19 protein-coding genes, 1 tRNA gene and 2 pseudogenes are annotated in these 14,428 nt (G+C 40.9%); 16 read left to right on the top strand and 6 right to left on the bottom strand.

The annotated features are described in order from the left end of the window. Positions 1–4: 4 nt before the first annotated feature. The 3 genes from NPUN_RS04135 to NPUN_RS44030 form a co-directional block, all read right to left on the bottom strand. Positions 5–856 carry a hypothetical protein gene (locus tag NPUN_RS04135; protein ID WP_012407575.1) on the bottom strand — a complete coding sequence of 284 codons (852 nt, stop codon included), beginning with the start codon at positions 854–856 and terminating at the stop codon, positions 5–7. 139 nt (positions 857–995) lie between these two features. Further along, positions 996–1,655, bottom strand: coding sequence for an Npun_F0813 family protein (locus NPUN_RS04130; protein WP_012407574.1), 660 nt, complete (start codon positions 1,653–1,655; stop codon positions 996–998). A gap of 84 nt (positions 1,656–1,739) precedes the next feature. Continuing rightward, entirely contained in the window at positions 1,740–1,865 is a 126-nt protein-coding gene (locus NPUN_RS44030) for a hypothetical protein (protein ID WP_272913954.1), read from the bottom strand. 146 nt (positions 1,866–2,011) lie between these two features. On the opposite strand from NPUN_RS44030, the gene NPUN_RS04125 reads away from it, so the two are divergent. The 3 genes from NPUN_RS04125 to NPUN_RS04115 all read left to right on the top strand — a co-directional run bounded on the left by NPUN_RS04125 (position 2,012) and on the right by NPUN_RS04115 (position 3,134). Then, a tRNA-Arg gene (locus tag NPUN_RS04125) sits at positions 2,012–2,084 on the top strand. A 72-nt stretch (positions 2,085–2,156) separates the two neighbouring features. Further along, positions 2,157–2,834, top strand: a complete 678-nt coding sequence (locus NPUN_RS04120; RefSeq protein WP_012407573.1) for a group I intron-associated PD-(D/E)XK endonuclease — start codon at positions 2,157–2,159, stop codon at positions 2,832–2,834. Positions 2,835–2,858: 24 nt separating this feature from the next. Next, positions 2,859–3,134 carry a hypothetical protein gene (locus NPUN_RS04115; RefSeq protein ID WP_148220243.1) on the top strand — a complete coding sequence of 92 codons (276 nt, stop codon included), beginning with the start codon at positions 2,859–2,861 and terminating at the stop codon, positions 3,132–3,134. A gap of 98 nt (positions 3,135–3,232) precedes the next feature. On the opposite strand, the gene NPUN_RS04110 is transcribed toward NPUN_RS04115, so the two are convergent. After that, positions 3,233–3,610 (bottom strand): hypothetical protein, encoded by a 378-nt coding sequence (locus NPUN_RS04110; RefSeq protein ID WP_012407571.1) that lies wholly within the window; start codon positions 3,608–3,610, stop codon positions 3,233–3,235. Between the two features lie 376 nt (positions 3,611–3,986). On the opposite strand from NPUN_RS04110, the gene NPUN_RS04100 reads away from it, so the two are divergent. The 10 genes and pseudogenes from NPUN_RS04100 (at position 3,987) to NPUN_RS41545 (ending at position 11,276) form a co-directional block, all read left to right on the top strand. Continuing rightward, on the top strand, positions 3,987–4,220 hold the full coding sequence (locus tag NPUN_RS04100; protein ID WP_012407570.1) for an MBG domain-containing protein: 234 nt from the start codon (positions 3,987–3,989) through the stop codon (positions 4,218–4,220). A gap of 435 nt (positions 4,221–4,655) precedes the next feature. Further along, positions 4,656–5,768 (top strand): tyrosine-type recombinase/integrase, encoded by a 1,113-nt coding sequence (locus NPUN_RS04090; RefSeq protein WP_012407569.1) that lies wholly within the window; start codon positions 4,656–4,658, stop codon positions 5,766–5,768. Positions 5,769–5,839: 71 nt separating this feature from the next. Then, on the top strand, positions 5,840–6,940 hold the full coding sequence (locus NPUN_RS04085; RefSeq protein WP_012407568.1) for a site-specific integrase: 1,101 nt from the start codon (positions 5,840–5,842) through the stop codon (positions 6,938–6,940). 214 nt (positions 6,941–7,154) lie between these two features. Continuing rightward, on the top strand, positions 7,155–7,301 hold the full coding sequence (locus tag NPUN_RS41550; RefSeq protein WP_167315572.1) for a hypothetical protein: 147 nt from the start codon (positions 7,155–7,157) through the stop codon (positions 7,299–7,301). Positions 7,302–7,378: 77 nt separating this feature from the next. Further along, the gene (locus NPUN_RS04080) at positions 7,379–7,660 is read left to right on the top strand and encodes a hypothetical protein (RefSeq protein ID WP_012407567.1); all 282 of its coding nucleotides are present in this window, start codon (positions 7,379–7,381) and stop codon (positions 7,658–7,660) included. Between the two features lie 107 nt (positions 7,661–7,767). Further along, a complete protein-coding gene (locus NPUN_RS04075; protein ID WP_041565182.1) occupies positions 7,768–8,019 on the top strand; it encodes a hypothetical protein in 252 nt (83 codons plus the stop codon). Between the two features lie 39 nt (positions 8,020–8,058). Next, positions 8,059–9,228, top strand: a pseudogene (locus NPUN_RS39960) (IS630 family transposase). Between the two features lie 39 nt (positions 9,229–9,267). Then, positions 9,268–9,399, top strand: a complete 132-nt coding sequence (locus NPUN_RS44025; RefSeq protein ID WP_272913953.1) for a hypothetical protein — start codon at positions 9,268–9,270, stop codon at positions 9,397–9,399. 204 nt (positions 9,400–9,603) lie between these two features. Continuing rightward, complete coding sequence (locus NPUN_RS04060) at positions 9,604–10,884, top strand: ISNCY family transposase (RefSeq protein ID WP_083782459.1); 1,281 nt, start codon at positions 9,604–9,606, stop codon at positions 10,882–10,884. 224 nt (positions 10,885–11,108) lie between these two features. Continuing rightward, positions 11,109–11,276 (top strand): hypothetical protein, encoded by a 168-nt coding sequence (locus NPUN_RS41545; RefSeq protein WP_167315571.1) that lies wholly within the window; start codon positions 11,109–11,111, stop codon positions 11,274–11,276. A gap of 165 nt (positions 11,277–11,441) precedes the next feature. On the opposite strand, the gene NPUN_RS04055 is transcribed toward NPUN_RS41545, so the two are convergent. Then, the gene (locus tag NPUN_RS04055) at positions 11,442–11,645 is read right to left on the bottom strand and encodes a hypothetical protein (protein ID WP_041565181.1); all 204 of its coding nucleotides are present in this window, start codon (positions 11,643–11,645) and stop codon (positions 11,442–11,444) included. A gap of 286 nt (positions 11,646–11,931) precedes the next feature. Here NPUN_RS04055 and NPUN_RS04050 point away from each other — a divergent pair, with 286 nt between their 5' ends. The 3 genes from NPUN_RS04050 to NPUN_RS04045 all read left to right on the top strand — a co-directional run bounded on the left by NPUN_RS04050 (position 11,932) and on the right by NPUN_RS04045 (position 13,185). After that, positions 11,932–12,225 (top strand): ribbon-helix-helix domain-containing protein, encoded by a 294-nt coding sequence (locus NPUN_RS04050; protein WP_148220242.1) that lies wholly within the window; start codon positions 11,932–11,934, stop codon positions 12,223–12,225. Between the two features lie 220 nt (positions 12,226–12,445). Then, positions 12,446–12,595, top strand: a complete 150-nt coding sequence (locus tag NPUN_RS41540; RefSeq protein WP_167315570.1) for a plasmid mobilization protein — start codon at positions 12,446–12,448, stop codon at positions 12,593–12,595. An 80-nt stretch (positions 12,596–12,675) separates the two neighbouring features. Then, positions 12,676–13,185 carry a hypothetical protein gene (locus tag NPUN_RS04045; protein WP_041565179.1) on the top strand — a complete coding sequence of 170 codons (510 nt, stop codon included), beginning with the start codon at positions 12,676–12,678 and terminating at the stop codon, positions 13,183–13,185. Here NPUN_RS04045 and NPUN_RS38560 read toward each other — a convergent pair. Continuing rightward, positions 13,112–14,278 (bottom strand): annotated as a pseudogene (locus NPUN_RS38560) (IS630 family transposase). The gene NPUN_RS04045 and the pseudogene NPUN_RS38560 sit on opposite strands and share 74 nt — an antisense overlap. Positions 14,279–14,428: the final 150 nt, after the last annotated feature.

The raw sequence follows: 14,428 nt of genomic DNA, 5'->3' as shown, positions 1-14,428 counted from the left end.
TTTACTAAGCTCGTTTACGTCCACTGGTACGCCGCGTTCGTCTTAGTGATGCGTCATATTCTAAGACAGCGCCCATGCCAAATAACACCCCACTAAACACCCAAAACACTTCTAATATCTCCCCACTTTGATAGTTGGGGCCTTGGGCGTATTTAAACCACATATCTGCAATGTAAAGCGAAAAGGCCGCTGCTGCAATCATTCGCCAAGACTGGGAAACTCTTCCCCCCCAAAAGGCTAACAGCAGAGTGGTAGCAATAATTAACAGAACCACATCGCTAACTACGTAAAACCAATTCAAAATAGCGACTAGTAGTTCTGAGGGTGTTTCCTGTTGCATAGAAATCCACCATGCCAACAAACTACCGAACACTGCAATTGCTAACACAATTAGCCACTGCCATTTTTCCAGATTGATTCGCCTGGAAGCCACAGCTAAAATCATGCCTGCGCCAAGTAATAGATAAGTCAGTACAAAAAATATATCGCCTACAGACACATCTGGTTCATCTTTTAAAACTATTTCGGTATATCCGAAAATTATCCCCCCAACGAAATAGGAAAGCATACCTAAGCCAATTAAGAGCCAGACATTTCGCCCACTGACGATTTGTGGACTCAGCCAGTTCCTCAAGCATAAGATACTGGCACCCAAATAAGCTAAAGCTTCAAAAATATTTGTACCAATCACATACCACTCGGCCCGGCTTTCTATGCCATCAGCTCCGGGAACTTTGGCACTAAACAACAAAAAGTATAGCAGTGCTAGTACGGCCCAGCCAATATTAGCTAAGACAATGTTCTGAGTATTGAAAATCGATTTAGAAAGGAACGAATTCTCGTAAGAGTTATTCATAGGACTTGACTATGTAGATGCACTCTGGCAGTATTTTGAGTTAAATGACTGTATATATAGCAGTGTGTCTGCCAAGTAATACACAATTGGACACCAAAAGCAAGTACAAGTGGCCGGAATTTTGTTAAAATTTTCCATGCTACTGCCACAGTTTACCCAGTGGCGATTGATTTAGCCAACTGAGAAATAGCAACCGCTCGGCTTCTGGCATATCTTCTAACTTATAAATCACTTGTTTGGTAAAATTGCCATTGCCAAAATAGGCTTTTCCTAATCGATGCAGTTCTTGTAATAGAATAACTACATGATTTTCTTGCCAATCAGGTATTTTGGCGGTTGGCAAAGGATTGGTAGATACCAAATATTTAACCGCTTCTAGGGAAGATACTTGAGGAAATTGCTTTTGCTTGAACACCTCCGCAATATCTTTTTCAAATAATGCAGCTTGCCTAGCACCTAAAAACTCTTCAATGTCGATAGAAACACCCTGTAACAGCAAAATACTGGCTTGGACTAAAATCGCCGTTTTGCCATGACCACCTGTGTCACTATCCAGCTGCTCTAAACGGATTTTACCCCAGACGCTAAAACGTTCCGGTTCCTCCAGCAAAACACAGGCTTTACCCCGGTTATCCGTTAATTCTCTCCATAAGGCTCTAGCTTCTTCTTCTTGACTAGCTTTGAAAACACTAATCAAGCGAAAAGTCTGCCCTTGATAATTGAGAATCGGCACTTGCTGATCCTTTTTTGGGTGCTGAATGCTTGATATTTCAACATCCTGCCGTTTGAGAATAAACATGGCACTAGCAAAAACTCCTCACAGGGGCACTCTTAATATGGAATATATAATGGCATTTGGCAGTATTGCCAAGGCTGAAATTACCTAGCATACTGTGGGAATGAGCCTAGCGATCGCCAGATTCTTCCCGAAGGTAGCCACCCAGAGGGCATTGGCGTTAACAGGCAAATAACCCCTTGACAACTCAATATATCTAAACCAATAGTCCATCTGTTTCGTTTTTAGTGTAAATTGACTAGCTAGCGACTAGCATCTTAGCCTTGCTAGTGGTAAATCTGCAATTTTTGATTGCTTCTTGCTAAGTAAAGACGATATAATAGTTTAGGTGACTCCTTCAGGAGCCATTAATTTATGTTGGGCGCGTAGCTCAGTGGATAGAGCCACGGATTTCTAATCCGTTGGTCGCAGGTTCGAACCCTGCCGCGCTCGTTTTAACTTAATACGAACCTTAAAGAAGCCTTTTCATGGTAATTTACCAAATAGGCTTGAGAGTTCATATAAATGCACCACACAAAAGATAAGGGTGATCTAGCAGCTGCTAAAGTGATAGCAGATTTAGTCGAGAAAGAATATTCGGTTTTTGTACCAGTAGTAACTGAACATGCACCCTTTGATTTGATTGCCTACAAAAATGGCAAATGTTACAGAATTCAAGCTAAATACAGTTGTGATGGCACACTGAAAAATAAAAGCAATTGGGCAGACAAGAATGGTTGTCATGAGAAAAAGTACAAATCTGATGACTTTGATTTTTATGGCCTTTATTTGCCAGATATAAACAAAGTAGTGTATCCATCAATCAAGTTTGGCGGTTGCGGTATCAGGACAACGCCACCTAAATCACCCAATCCTTTTTATTGGTGGGAAGATTTTACAGATTTAACTGAAGTAGCACTTAAGCGAACCTACAAGGAGTTTGGCGTTGACTTAACAACTAGAAAGGTTAACCCAGACTCTAGGATTCATACCAGAAAAGTTGAAAGGCCATCGAAAGAAGAACTAGGTAAACTAGTTTGGGAAAAGCCAACCGCACAAATTGGGAGAGATTTTGGTGTGTCTGATAAGGCTGTAGAAAAATGGTGTAAGGCTTATGGGGTAGAAAAGCCACCCAGAGGATATTGGGTGAAGAAGGCTTATGGGAAAATGGAAGTACAGTTAACAATCCATGACGAAGATTGAACTTATAGTCAGTTGAAGTTTTACGTGAGCGGTAAACGTTACAGCTTTAATCCCATACATGGGGGGCAGTTTGCTAACAACAGGGACTTCAAAACGACTCAAGCGATCGCTAGCCAAATACAGAATGATATCCTAGCTAAGAACATAGATTCAGCCACCCCTGTAAATACCAAAGTCCTTTATTACCAATCATCTGAGTATGATGTCGTTTTAGAGTCAGGGGTAAAATACAGGGTGCATACTTCTAAGATGCCCGACAGCGATCGAGAGGTAATACTACAGACTTACCAATGCCTGTAGCCCCTAGAATCCACAATAAATCCCCAGAGGTCACTTAGTTATCTTCTAGGGTTTTTCACATGGGGTATGGTGGTCAACACGCGGTCAATAACGTATAACTAGTCATCAGTATATCCGTAAGCTTTATTTTTAAAATCCCCTGATATTGGACTTTTCCGATTAACGCGGCGCGGCTTGATTCCGTATTCCTCGATATATGCTTTGGCTACCCTTACGGCTAACAGGTGGAAATCACCCTTAGATACTACAATATTCTGTCTTTCTAAATATTCGTTTAAGGTTACTAAATCCTTGGCTTCCTCTTTATCAGAATCATTAAATACTGAATCCGCTACGGCTAACGAATACTCACGTTCTCTTTTCAATACATCCTCTAGGCGGTCAAGGATTTGCTTTTTGGTAAGGTTTTCCAATAATATGACCTCTACAACCTCTTTTTCACTTGCAACGGGTAGAACGTTTAAATAAACTTGCATGATTTTGATAATCTATCCTTACTTAGATTTATTAAGTATGTAGTTTGACAAAGCTATACTTAATACTAGCTTGGTTAACCCTATACGTCCACAGGGTGAAATTACATATTTCGCTTAGGTCATCTAAAAAGGCTGCTGAGGTTCATCAAGAACGCCTAAAGGTTCACCAGAGTCTTACAGACCAGCAAAGAAAAAGGCTAGAAGTCTACAGGGGGCTTAATCCAGAACAACGGGGTAGACTGATAGAGTTATTGGCGGCTAGAAATAATCCTGAGCCTAAGAAATCCCTGACACAGACTGAGGTTATCAAGCAGTCTAGGGTACTTCAGTCGAGCCAGGCTAGTAACCAGAGGTGAAAGTACTGAAGGATTAGGCAATGTTTACTATTACTCTGGATGGTATAGAGCTAACTGGTGATGATATCGACTTTGTAACAGCCGAGGATGAAAATGGTAATCCGACGGAAGATTTTATCAATGCACATAGCTACACGGTTACTCTAACTGACTCAGGTTTTGATAAGGCTGAGGCTGCTGAGATATTTGTAACGGCTGACGGACTAGACGCAACCACCTATGAGTCAATATTAGAGATTATCCAGCCCACCTAAGCACCCTGAAAATAATACCAAAGACTCAAATACACTTATCCCATCTAACCCTTAGCGATCGCCCTACTAGGTATCTAACTGATTCTGGGGGTAGACTTTGGTAAAACTCAGTCTACCCTCAATGGATATGACCTGGAAAGTAGGCTGACAGTCACCCTGTAGTTGACTCGGTGGCTCCCTAGGTGGCTAAAAAACGCCCTGAAAGTCAAGAGGCTTTGAATCATTGCCAAGCACCTTAAAGTGTCTTAAGCTTTAGGACACACTTAGGACAAGTTAAGGTGCTTTATGACTACTAGATTTGTCTGGCCTAAGCCCGTGACGAGGATTGAACTCGTGACCTCACCCTTACCAAGGGTGTAGCCTAACGGCTGATAATATAGCCCAGATAAGACCTTATCTGCCTTAAACGCAAAACTTAAGTCAAGTTTAAGGCAAATGAGAAAAATAGAGCCATCCAGGAATAACCAAGGAAGTATTCAGTTAAGATTTAGTGTTAATGGTAAACGTTATGGTTTTAATCCTGTCCCTGGGGGTAGATTTGACAACAAAAGAGATTTAGATATAGCCCAAGCGATCGCCACTACAATACAGAATGATATCCTAGCTAAGAACTTTGACTCCACATTAGACCGATACCGACTAACCTCGAAGCAATCTATACAATCCAGTAACCAAGCCTCAATACCTCAAACGCTACTGGAACTGTGGGATTACTGGGTAGACAGCCTCAGCCTTTCAGTAGCTACCAGACAACACCACTACAAAGCTATTAGGCAGCAGATTCTTAAAGCTAACCCTGATTTGATGGATACTCTGTGGCTGACCAAATCTAACTTAGGAGCCTCAACTTTCAATCAACGCCTGGGTTATTTGAAAAGATGTTATCGTTGGGCCATATCAAAAAACCTGGGAAATAGTAACCCCTATGACGAGCTAAAAACCCGTAGGGTGTGTACCAAGTCAATCAAACCCTTTACTTCCAGAGAGATTAAAGTGATTATCCAGGGCTTTGAAGAGTCTGCCATGCACTACGCGCCTTTTATTAAGTTTCTGCTGGCTACAGGTGTTAGGACATCTGAAGCTATTGGGCTACGTTGGTGTCATGTAGACTTTGACCAAGGGTTTGTAACCATCCAAGAAAGCCTATCTAGGGATTGGGCAGGTAACGGATATCAGAGGGTCAGAAAGGAGACTAAAACAGGTAGTAACCGACAGCTAGAAATGACCGAAGAGTTAAGGGGCTTATTGTGGTCGCTCAAACCCTCTAAAACTGACCCGGATTCCTTAGTATTTACTACAGTCAAAGGAAAACCTATAGATGATGGTAACTTCCGAGAGAGATACTGGGTTAAGGTTTTAACTAAAGTTGGTGTAGATTACCGAAGACCTTATACGACTCGGCACACAACTGCCAGTCATGCCATAGACCAAGGCACATCGGTTACGGGGGTGGCATATTTACTGGGACATAAAGACACCCGAATGGTTATGCAAACTTACGCTCATCTGGTTAACCGTCCCAAGTTACCTGATATACCTCTAAGGTAAAATAAAATCATCTAATATACTTGTTGCTTCCCTGGTAGGCTCAAAGCCTGCTTAGTTATCAGGTGGCTACCATGAAAAAAGCTAAACCGGGTACAGTCGGCATCGAGGAGTACCGCGGTAAATATCGCCTTCAACTACCCAGAATGATCGCTAATGGCTCCAGTCGTTATATATCTACCGGGTTGGATACTCATAACCCAGGAAGTATTAAGCAGGTACAAAGGCTTGCCTGGGATATTGAGGACGCGATCGCGGCTGATAAGTTCTGTATCGATGATTACCGGGCATCCAAGAGCCAACCAAAGAAACAGATAACCCTTAGCGAACTTTGGCAGCTATTTAGTGAACATAGAAAAACTGATTTAGCCGTCTCTACATATCATAAGGCTTACCAAGGTAAATGGAAGCGCCTAATCGCCTCTGTGCCTTACGAGAATCCTAATGATGCTGAAAAGATAAAGGACTGGATAGTACAACATAGGGGCGCTAGTTCCGCTAGGCAAATACTAATACTACTTAATGCCGCTAGTAACTGGGCGGTATCCCAAGGGCTACTAAAAACCAATAGGTTTACCGGGTTATCCAAAGGTATCAAAAGACCCAAAAGAAAACCCATAGATGCTTTTAGTACCTCTGAGATGTTAGCCATACTGGATGCTTTCCGGGGTGATCACTACGAGACCTTTGTTAACTTCCTGTTTATTACTGGTTGCCGGACGGGTGAAGCGATCGCCCTACAGTGGAAACAGATAGCCCCTGATTACCGTAGTGTTACCATAAATGCCTCTTATTACCTGGGGTTGGATACCAGAAAACCTACGAAAACCGGAGAGACTAGAAGTGTCCCTTGTAACCCTCAGTTGATTAGATTACTTAAAGGGCTGACTAGGGGCGCACAGACGGATCAGGTGTTTACCAGTGTGTCTGGAGGTATTATAAATAACAATAGATTTTTATCGGACTACTGGAAACCTAAGATTAACCAGTTGATTGAACAGAGATTAGTAGAGCGCTACAGGCCAGCTTACAACACTAGGCATACAGCTATTACTAGAATGCTTGAATCTGGTCTGACTGCTGCTGAGGTAGCTAGGGTGGTTGGGAATAGCCCAAGGGTTATTAATGATCACTATGCGGGTGTTAGTAGAAACATTGTGTTACCGGAGATATAAGAGTTAACCTGATTCTAGGCATTAAGAAGCCAAAGACTAAAATACATCGAATATTGGTTTAATCTCTCAGGAATCCTGGGGGATTTTTCTACGGCTACTAAAATACTACTTAAGGATCTTAAGTTATTAAACTATGTCTAAAGTACAGTAATATTACTGGTGCAGTCAACTCAGTCAAAGACTACTATGAATGTATGGAGTTCAGAGGGGAGTAATGAAAAACTTAACGGTTCGGCTGACGGATGAGGAATACCAACAGTTACTTAAAGCTCAGTTGGAATACAGCCAGTCAGTAGGGCAGCAAGTATCATTAAATGCTTACATCAAAAGTAAGATATTACCCAAGAATAACCAAAGTTAAAAGCGCTCCCTGATTGGCACTCAGAAAAGCGCTATAAATCCCTCAGTAATAACTACAAAACCAAAGGAATCTCTATTATGACACAGATTACCCAAGTTGCATCAGAAACCCCAATTGTCCAAATAGTATCTTCAGTATCCACTACAGCTACTCGTAAAACCTACATCCCCGTAGTTGAAAAAGTTCTCGACAGAATACTGAAGGCTATGGAAGCGGCTGGCTGGGTCTGGGACGGTACGATCAACATGGTCGATACTTTTTACAAATCAAACCCTAATGAGATTGGGGTTGATTGGGGTAACTTAACCCCTAAAAAGAAGTCTAGAAAAATCTACGTTATCTACACTTATGCCATCTAGCCGCCCACGGTAGCCCTTAGTCCTAGGCGATCACTTATGCTCAGGACTTATAAGTACGGCGGTTCGTCAACTTGACTATTTTTGTATATCACTGTGATATACAAACAATGACCAAAGCTAAGACCACCCAAGAAACCCCTGAACGCGCCAGCCTTGACCCTCGGTTAACCCAAATCATCCAGTTATACACCTTGGGGCAACAGGAATATGATGGTATCCGCGATTATCCCTTGCATGACTCCATAGCCTTTGAGAATGAAATCCAGTTCTTGATTTATAAACAAGGCTTTGAGGATGCCATTTATGACCAGTCCTTTAAGTCGGAACTAGTAGTGTACCAAGGTAACTTTGCTAAGTAAAACCTCTAATTGGTAAAATAGCCAAAAACGGGGTGTAACATGGCAAAAAAGTACATTGTTGACTTGAATGAAGATGAAGTTTCCCAACTGCAATCGATAATTAAGAAAGGTAAGCATAAGGCAAGAACCATAAGCCGTGCAAACATTCTTTTGATGGCTTCCGAAGGAGAAACGGATCAAGCGATCGCTAGCATAGTTAGAGCGCATGTTGCAACAGTGCAACGAATACGAGAAAAATTTGTCATTGGAGGGTTAGATTTTGCTTTAAAGGATGAAGTTCATCCACCAAAACATAAAAAATTAGATGAAAAGCAAGAAGCATTTTTGATTGCAACAGCTTGTTCTAATCCGCCAGAAGGAAGAGTGCGTTGGACAATGCAATTATTAGCAGATCATTTAGTGAACGTTGGTATCATAGATTCAATCTCAGATGAAACAGTACGTCAAACTTTAAAAAAAATGAAATTAAGCCTTGGTTGAAAGAACAATGGTGTATTCCTGAAGTTAACGCAGAATATGTTTTCCGAATGGAAGATGTGCTGGATTTATACAATGAGCCTTATGATCCTAAACGCCCTGTAGTCTGCTTTGATGACGTCCCAATACCAATTAGTAGAAGAAGTAAGACTTCTTTTGCCACCACAGCCCAGAGCAACCTGAACGTTAGGATTTTGAGTATAAACGTAACGGGACAGTAAATTTATTCGCATGTTTTCAACCCTTGGCTGGATGGCGGCATATCGAAGTTACAGAACGTCGAACTAAAGCCGATTTTGCTAAACAAATGAAAAATTTAGTAGATGTTTCCTACCGAGATGCCGATGTTATTCGTTTAGTAGTTGATAACTTGAATATTCATACACCCAATGCATTATATGAAGTTTTTCCACCAGAAGAAGCACGTCGAATTATTCAAAAGTTAGAGTTTCACTATACTCCTAAACACGCTTCTTGGTGAGCCAGTGCGTTGGGCGGGTTCCCCGACTTGAAGCAACTGGCGAACCCGAAGGGCTGAATCAGGTAGAAATCGAATTATCTGTTTTATCTCGCCAATGTTTAGAACGGCGTATTCCTAATGCAGAAACATTAACTTCTGAGATTGCCGCTTGGGAGAAAAAACGTAATCAGCAAAAAGCTAGTGTTTATTGGGGTTTTCAAACCAAAGATGCTCGCCGAAAAATGGAGCGTTTATATCCAAATTTAACATAGCAAAGTTAGCTTGGCAGACTACTAGATGACCCTGAGTTCATGGAATGGCAGCAGGGCAGTATTTATCGGGGCTGGACGCATAAGGGTAAAGAATACGATCAAGCAGGTTACTGGATTATCAGATGGACTAATAGCATCGGGCAGACTGGTCGTACCAAAGTAAACGCATAAGGCTTCACATTCTCACCTTGTAGCCCTTCAGATATCGACTCGCCCCAGATAGCGCAGCTATGAAAACCCAGCAATTCTCATCATGAGAATGATTATAACTATCATTAGCATCTATGCAAAATTTTCAGTTAAAGGTATGGTTTTTGTATCTCAATACTCGCGAACGCAGGAGCTTTTTTGAATCAGCCAGGAATTTTTGACGAAATAGTACAATACTTTCAGTCAATCCTGAAAGATTTACCTGATAAGCGAACAGGCAAAAACAAACGCTATCAAATGAGTGATGCAGCATTAAGCGCATTCTCCATATTTTTTACTCAGAGTCCTTCTTTTCTTGCCCATCAAAGGTCAATGGCACATAGTAAGGGACATAATAATGCTCAAAGCTTGTTTGGGGTACACCAAATTCCAAGCGATAACCATATCCGAGATTTACTTGATGAGATAGAACCAACCGTTGTGTTTCCGGTGTTTACCAAGATTTTCAAAGCATTAGAGAATGGTAAACACTTATCAAAATTTCGTTCTTTTAAAAATAATTTGCTGATAGCTCTAGATGGAACAGAATATTTTTGCTCCAATGAAATTCACTGTGAACACTGTTCGAGCAGAACTTTTAAAAACGGAACAACTCAGTATTTTCATACTGTGGTGACACCAGTAATTGTTTGTCCTAGTAATTCTCAAGTAATCCCGTTAATACCAGAGTTTGTTGTCCCTCAAGACGGATATCAAAAGCAGGATTGTGAGAATGCGGCAGCAAAACGTTGGATTCAGAAATATGCCAAACAGTACGCATCTCTTGGTATTACCATTTTAGGAGATGATCTTTATTGCCATCAACCTTTATGTGAATTATTACTACAAGAAAAACTAAATTTCATTCTAGTGTGTCGGTCTAAATCCCATAAAACACTTTATGAATGGTTAGAAGGAATGCCCCTTGATACATTTAGTGTCAAACATTGGAAGGGCAAAGTCTATGAGATTTATACCTACCGTTATGTCAACCAAATTCCTTTACGGAATAGCGAGGATGCTTTATTAGTAAACTGGTGTGAATTGGCCATTACTCGCTCTGATGGGACTATAATCTACAAAAATACCTTTGCGACAAATCATCGAATCACAGATATTAATGTTGAGGCGATTGTGTCAGATGGTCGCAGCAGATGGAAAATAGAAAACGAAAATAATAACACTCTTAAAACCAAAGGTTACAACTTAGAACATAATTTCGGACATGGGAAAACGCATTTATCCTCCCTATTAGCAACCTTTAATATCCTTGCATTTCTGTTTCATACTCTACTTGACATTATAGATGAGAAATACCAATTTATCCGCCAGCATTTACCAACACGCAAGACCTTCTTTGATGATTTACGCGCCTTAACTCGTTATCTTTATTTTGATAGTTGGGAAAGTCTGCTTAACTTTATGATCCACGGACTGGAATTAGAATTTCATCCCAACACAAGCTGAAAATTCATCTTACTTTTTGAGAATACTTACAACTCCGTGTAATACATGGAATTAGCTTGAATTGCCATGTATTACTTGGTAGTTCATTGTGTCTAAAAATCTGTTTGAAGTAGCCACTCCTAGTTCAAATTTATCATTCAGCAGAATTCTCAACGTCTCCCAGGCTTCATCGGTTAGTTTCGCTCTTAACATATTGATAACCATTCTCATAATGAGAATTGCTGATGAAAACCAAAAGATTACTTATCACCCTAAATGATGAACTTTACCACCAACTACAAGCCCTTTCAGCGATTAATGGACTCTCTATGGCCGCCCAAGTCCGGTACTTTATCAGCCAAAACAGACTACCTGAATGCACACAAGGACTAAAGGTTACAACTGATGACTAATGACTGAACCCTCAGAACGTTTTGGGGGGGTTCTTTGGTTACTGATTTATCTATATTGGTTATACGCCAAGTAGCAGACTGATTTAAGTAGGTCTAGGCTAGCTTGACTGTCGGCTATCACACTTACAGAGCCGCTAGGTGTTTCAGAATGCCAACCGGGAGCTTTCAGGTATCCTTAGTACCCTTAACTGGCTGAGACAGAAGCTTACCACCATTGCAGAAAGATGTGTAGGCTTTTACTTCTCTGTAGCCCTTGGCATCCTCTATGGCATAAGTGAAGGATGTCCAACCCTCCATACCATCATCCTCAGAGTTAGGTGGGTAGTTAGTCAAAGCGTACAGTTTAGCCCCATCTTTAGTTACTCCCATTAGGATATTCCTGGCTAGCACAGAGGAACTGGACAGCACTATGGACACCCCTAGCAGCCCAGAGATTATCTTGGTTATCATAAATAGTTATTAAGTACTTGCAGTCACTATGATAACACTGTTACTTAAGGCAGCCATATTCGTTACTAGTTATCCTGAGGATGCTTAGGGCTGACTCAGGTAGTTTAGGTCAGACAGAAATACCAGAATGATTGTAAAAGGGTTAACCGTGTGTGCCAGTTTATAGCATAATGTGTCAGTTACTAATGACACCAGGATACTAACTATGGTATCATTAATACATCACCAGCTAAGAAATAAGACATACATCACGATGGCTAATATGACCCTGAGATTGCCTGACGACCTGGATTCACAGCTTAAGGCACAGTTACAGGAAAAGGGCATTAGCAAGCATCAGTTAATACTTGATATACTTAGGGGAAGTTCAGGAATGTCATTAGAAGATCAAGAACAAGCCCAGAACGATATCAGAGAGCTTCAGGATCAGGTTTATCAGCTACAGAAAAAGGTAAAAATCTTAGCCGAACACGCTGGATATCCTCTAGGGACTTTCTAAGTTATCTCAACTACCCCCGCCTATCTCTGCAAAAGTAGTTATAGGCGTACTCTGTTGTACCCTTATCCCCCCTAGAATCATAGGAATATTTCATTATCTTTAGATTTTCTTAAGGTTTCATAGGGTAACTCAGGAATACCCAGAGGCTATAACCCTGATTCTACCGTTGATATCCAGACCTGACATTTTATTAGTAGTAAGGTCAACGGGGATTACAGAAATGACTAGGACAGCAAAGGTTAACTTCCGTGCTACTGAACAGGAAGTATTAAGGATTAAACAGCTTGCAGCGATCGCTGGGTACTCGCAGTCAGAATATATCAGGTTAGTGGCTTTAGGGTTCCCAGTACAACCCACAGAAACCAAATAGGCAACTAGTTCGTAGCTAGTTGCCTAAAGTTCGATATTCACAGTAAACAAAACCGGGCTTAGTGCCCAAGGATTCAAATAATGGCTTTCTTTAATAATAACGCAGATACAAATATTCAGTCAAGCTTTGATGATGATAATGATGATGCCAAAGAGAAGCGCTTTTTAGATGACCTAAGACACATAGACTTCTTTGCTGCTCCGGTTGTTTTAGGTGGCGATAAGTCTCGATTCAGTGACCCAAAGGCAGGTAACAATGCTGAATATATGCGAAAGAAAGCTAGGCAGTTTATTCAAAACTCTAGGGAAAAATCCTTCGCATTCTGGCAAGTGTTTGAGGCGGTTTATGGGGCTGATTTAGAGCTAGATGGATGGGCTAATATAGTACACTTCGATGATAAAGCTACTACCAGAGGTATGTTGATTGGTAGGCTAGAGAAGGCTTTACAGATGTCCTCCCCCCAAGCGACTAAAGGCTTCTATGAGAGACAACTAGTAGTCTGCCAAGCTAACTTTGCTATGTTAAATTTGGATATAAACGCTCCATTTTTCGGCGAGCATCTTTGGTTTGAAAACCCCAATAAACACTAGCTTTTTGCTGATTACGTTTTTTCTCCCAAGCGGCAATCTCAGAAGTTAATGTTTCTGCATTAGGAATACGCCGTTCTAAACATTGGCGAGATAAAACAGATAATTCGATTTCTACCTGATTCAGCCCTTCGGGTTCGCCAGTTGCTTCAAGTCGGGGAACCCGCCCAACGCACTGGCTCACCAAGAAGCGTGTTTAGGAGTATAGTGAAACTCTAACTTTTGAATAATTCGACGTGCTTCTTCTGGTGGAAAAACTTCATATAATGCATTGGGTGTATGAATATTCAAGTTATCAACTACTAAACGAATAACATCGGCATCTCGGTAGGAAACATCTACTAAATTTTTCATTTGTTTAGCCAAAATCGGCTTTAGTTCGACGTTCTGGTACTTCGATATGCCGCCATCCAGCCAAGGGTTGAAAACATGCGAATAATTTACTGTCCCGTTACGTTATACTCAAAATCATAACGTTCAGGTTGCTCTGGCTGTGGTGGCAAAGGAAGTCTTACTTCTTCTACTAATTGGTATGGACGTTCATCAAAGCAGACTACAGGGCGTTTAGGATCATAAGGCTCATTGTATAAATCCAGCACATCTTCCATTCGGAAAACATATTCTGCGTTAACTTCAGGAATACACCATTGTTCTTTCAACCAAGGCTTAATTTCATTTTTTTTAAAGTTTGACGTACTGTTTCATCTGAGATTGAATCTATGATACCAACGTTCACTAAATGATCTGCTAATAATTGCATTGTCCAACGCACTCTTCCTTCTGGCGGATTAGAACAAGCTGTTGCAATCAAAAATGCTTCTTGCTTTTCATCTAATTTTTTATGTTTTGGTGGATGAACTTCATCCTTTAAAGCAAAATCTAACCCTCCAATGACAAATTTTTCTCGTATTCGTTGCACTGTTGCAACATGCGCTCTAACTATGCTAGCGATCGCTTGATCCGTTTCTCCTTCGGAAGCCATCAAAAGAATGTTTGCACGGCTTATGGTTCTTGCCTTATGCTTACCTTTCTTAATTATCGATTGCAGTTGGGAAACTTCATCTTCATTCAAGTCAACAATGTACTTTTTTGCCATGTTACACCCCGTTTTTGGCTATTTTACCAATTAGAGGTTTTACTTAGCAAAGTTACCTTGGTACACTACTAGTTTAATAACTTTGTCTTTTGAGTATGCTGTTATTCCCAATCTGCCTTTGTCTACAAATATTCAACACTCAGAATGGGA

It is taken from the genome of Nostoc punctiforme PCC 73102 (assembly GCF_000020025.1).
GTDB lineage: Bacteria > Cyanobacteriota > Cyanobacteriia > Cyanobacteriales > Nostocaceae > Nostoc > Nostoc punctiforme.
The sequence above is the reverse complement of the archived record's forward strand: the minus strand, read 5'-3'. Positions and strand labels throughout refer to the sequence as shown.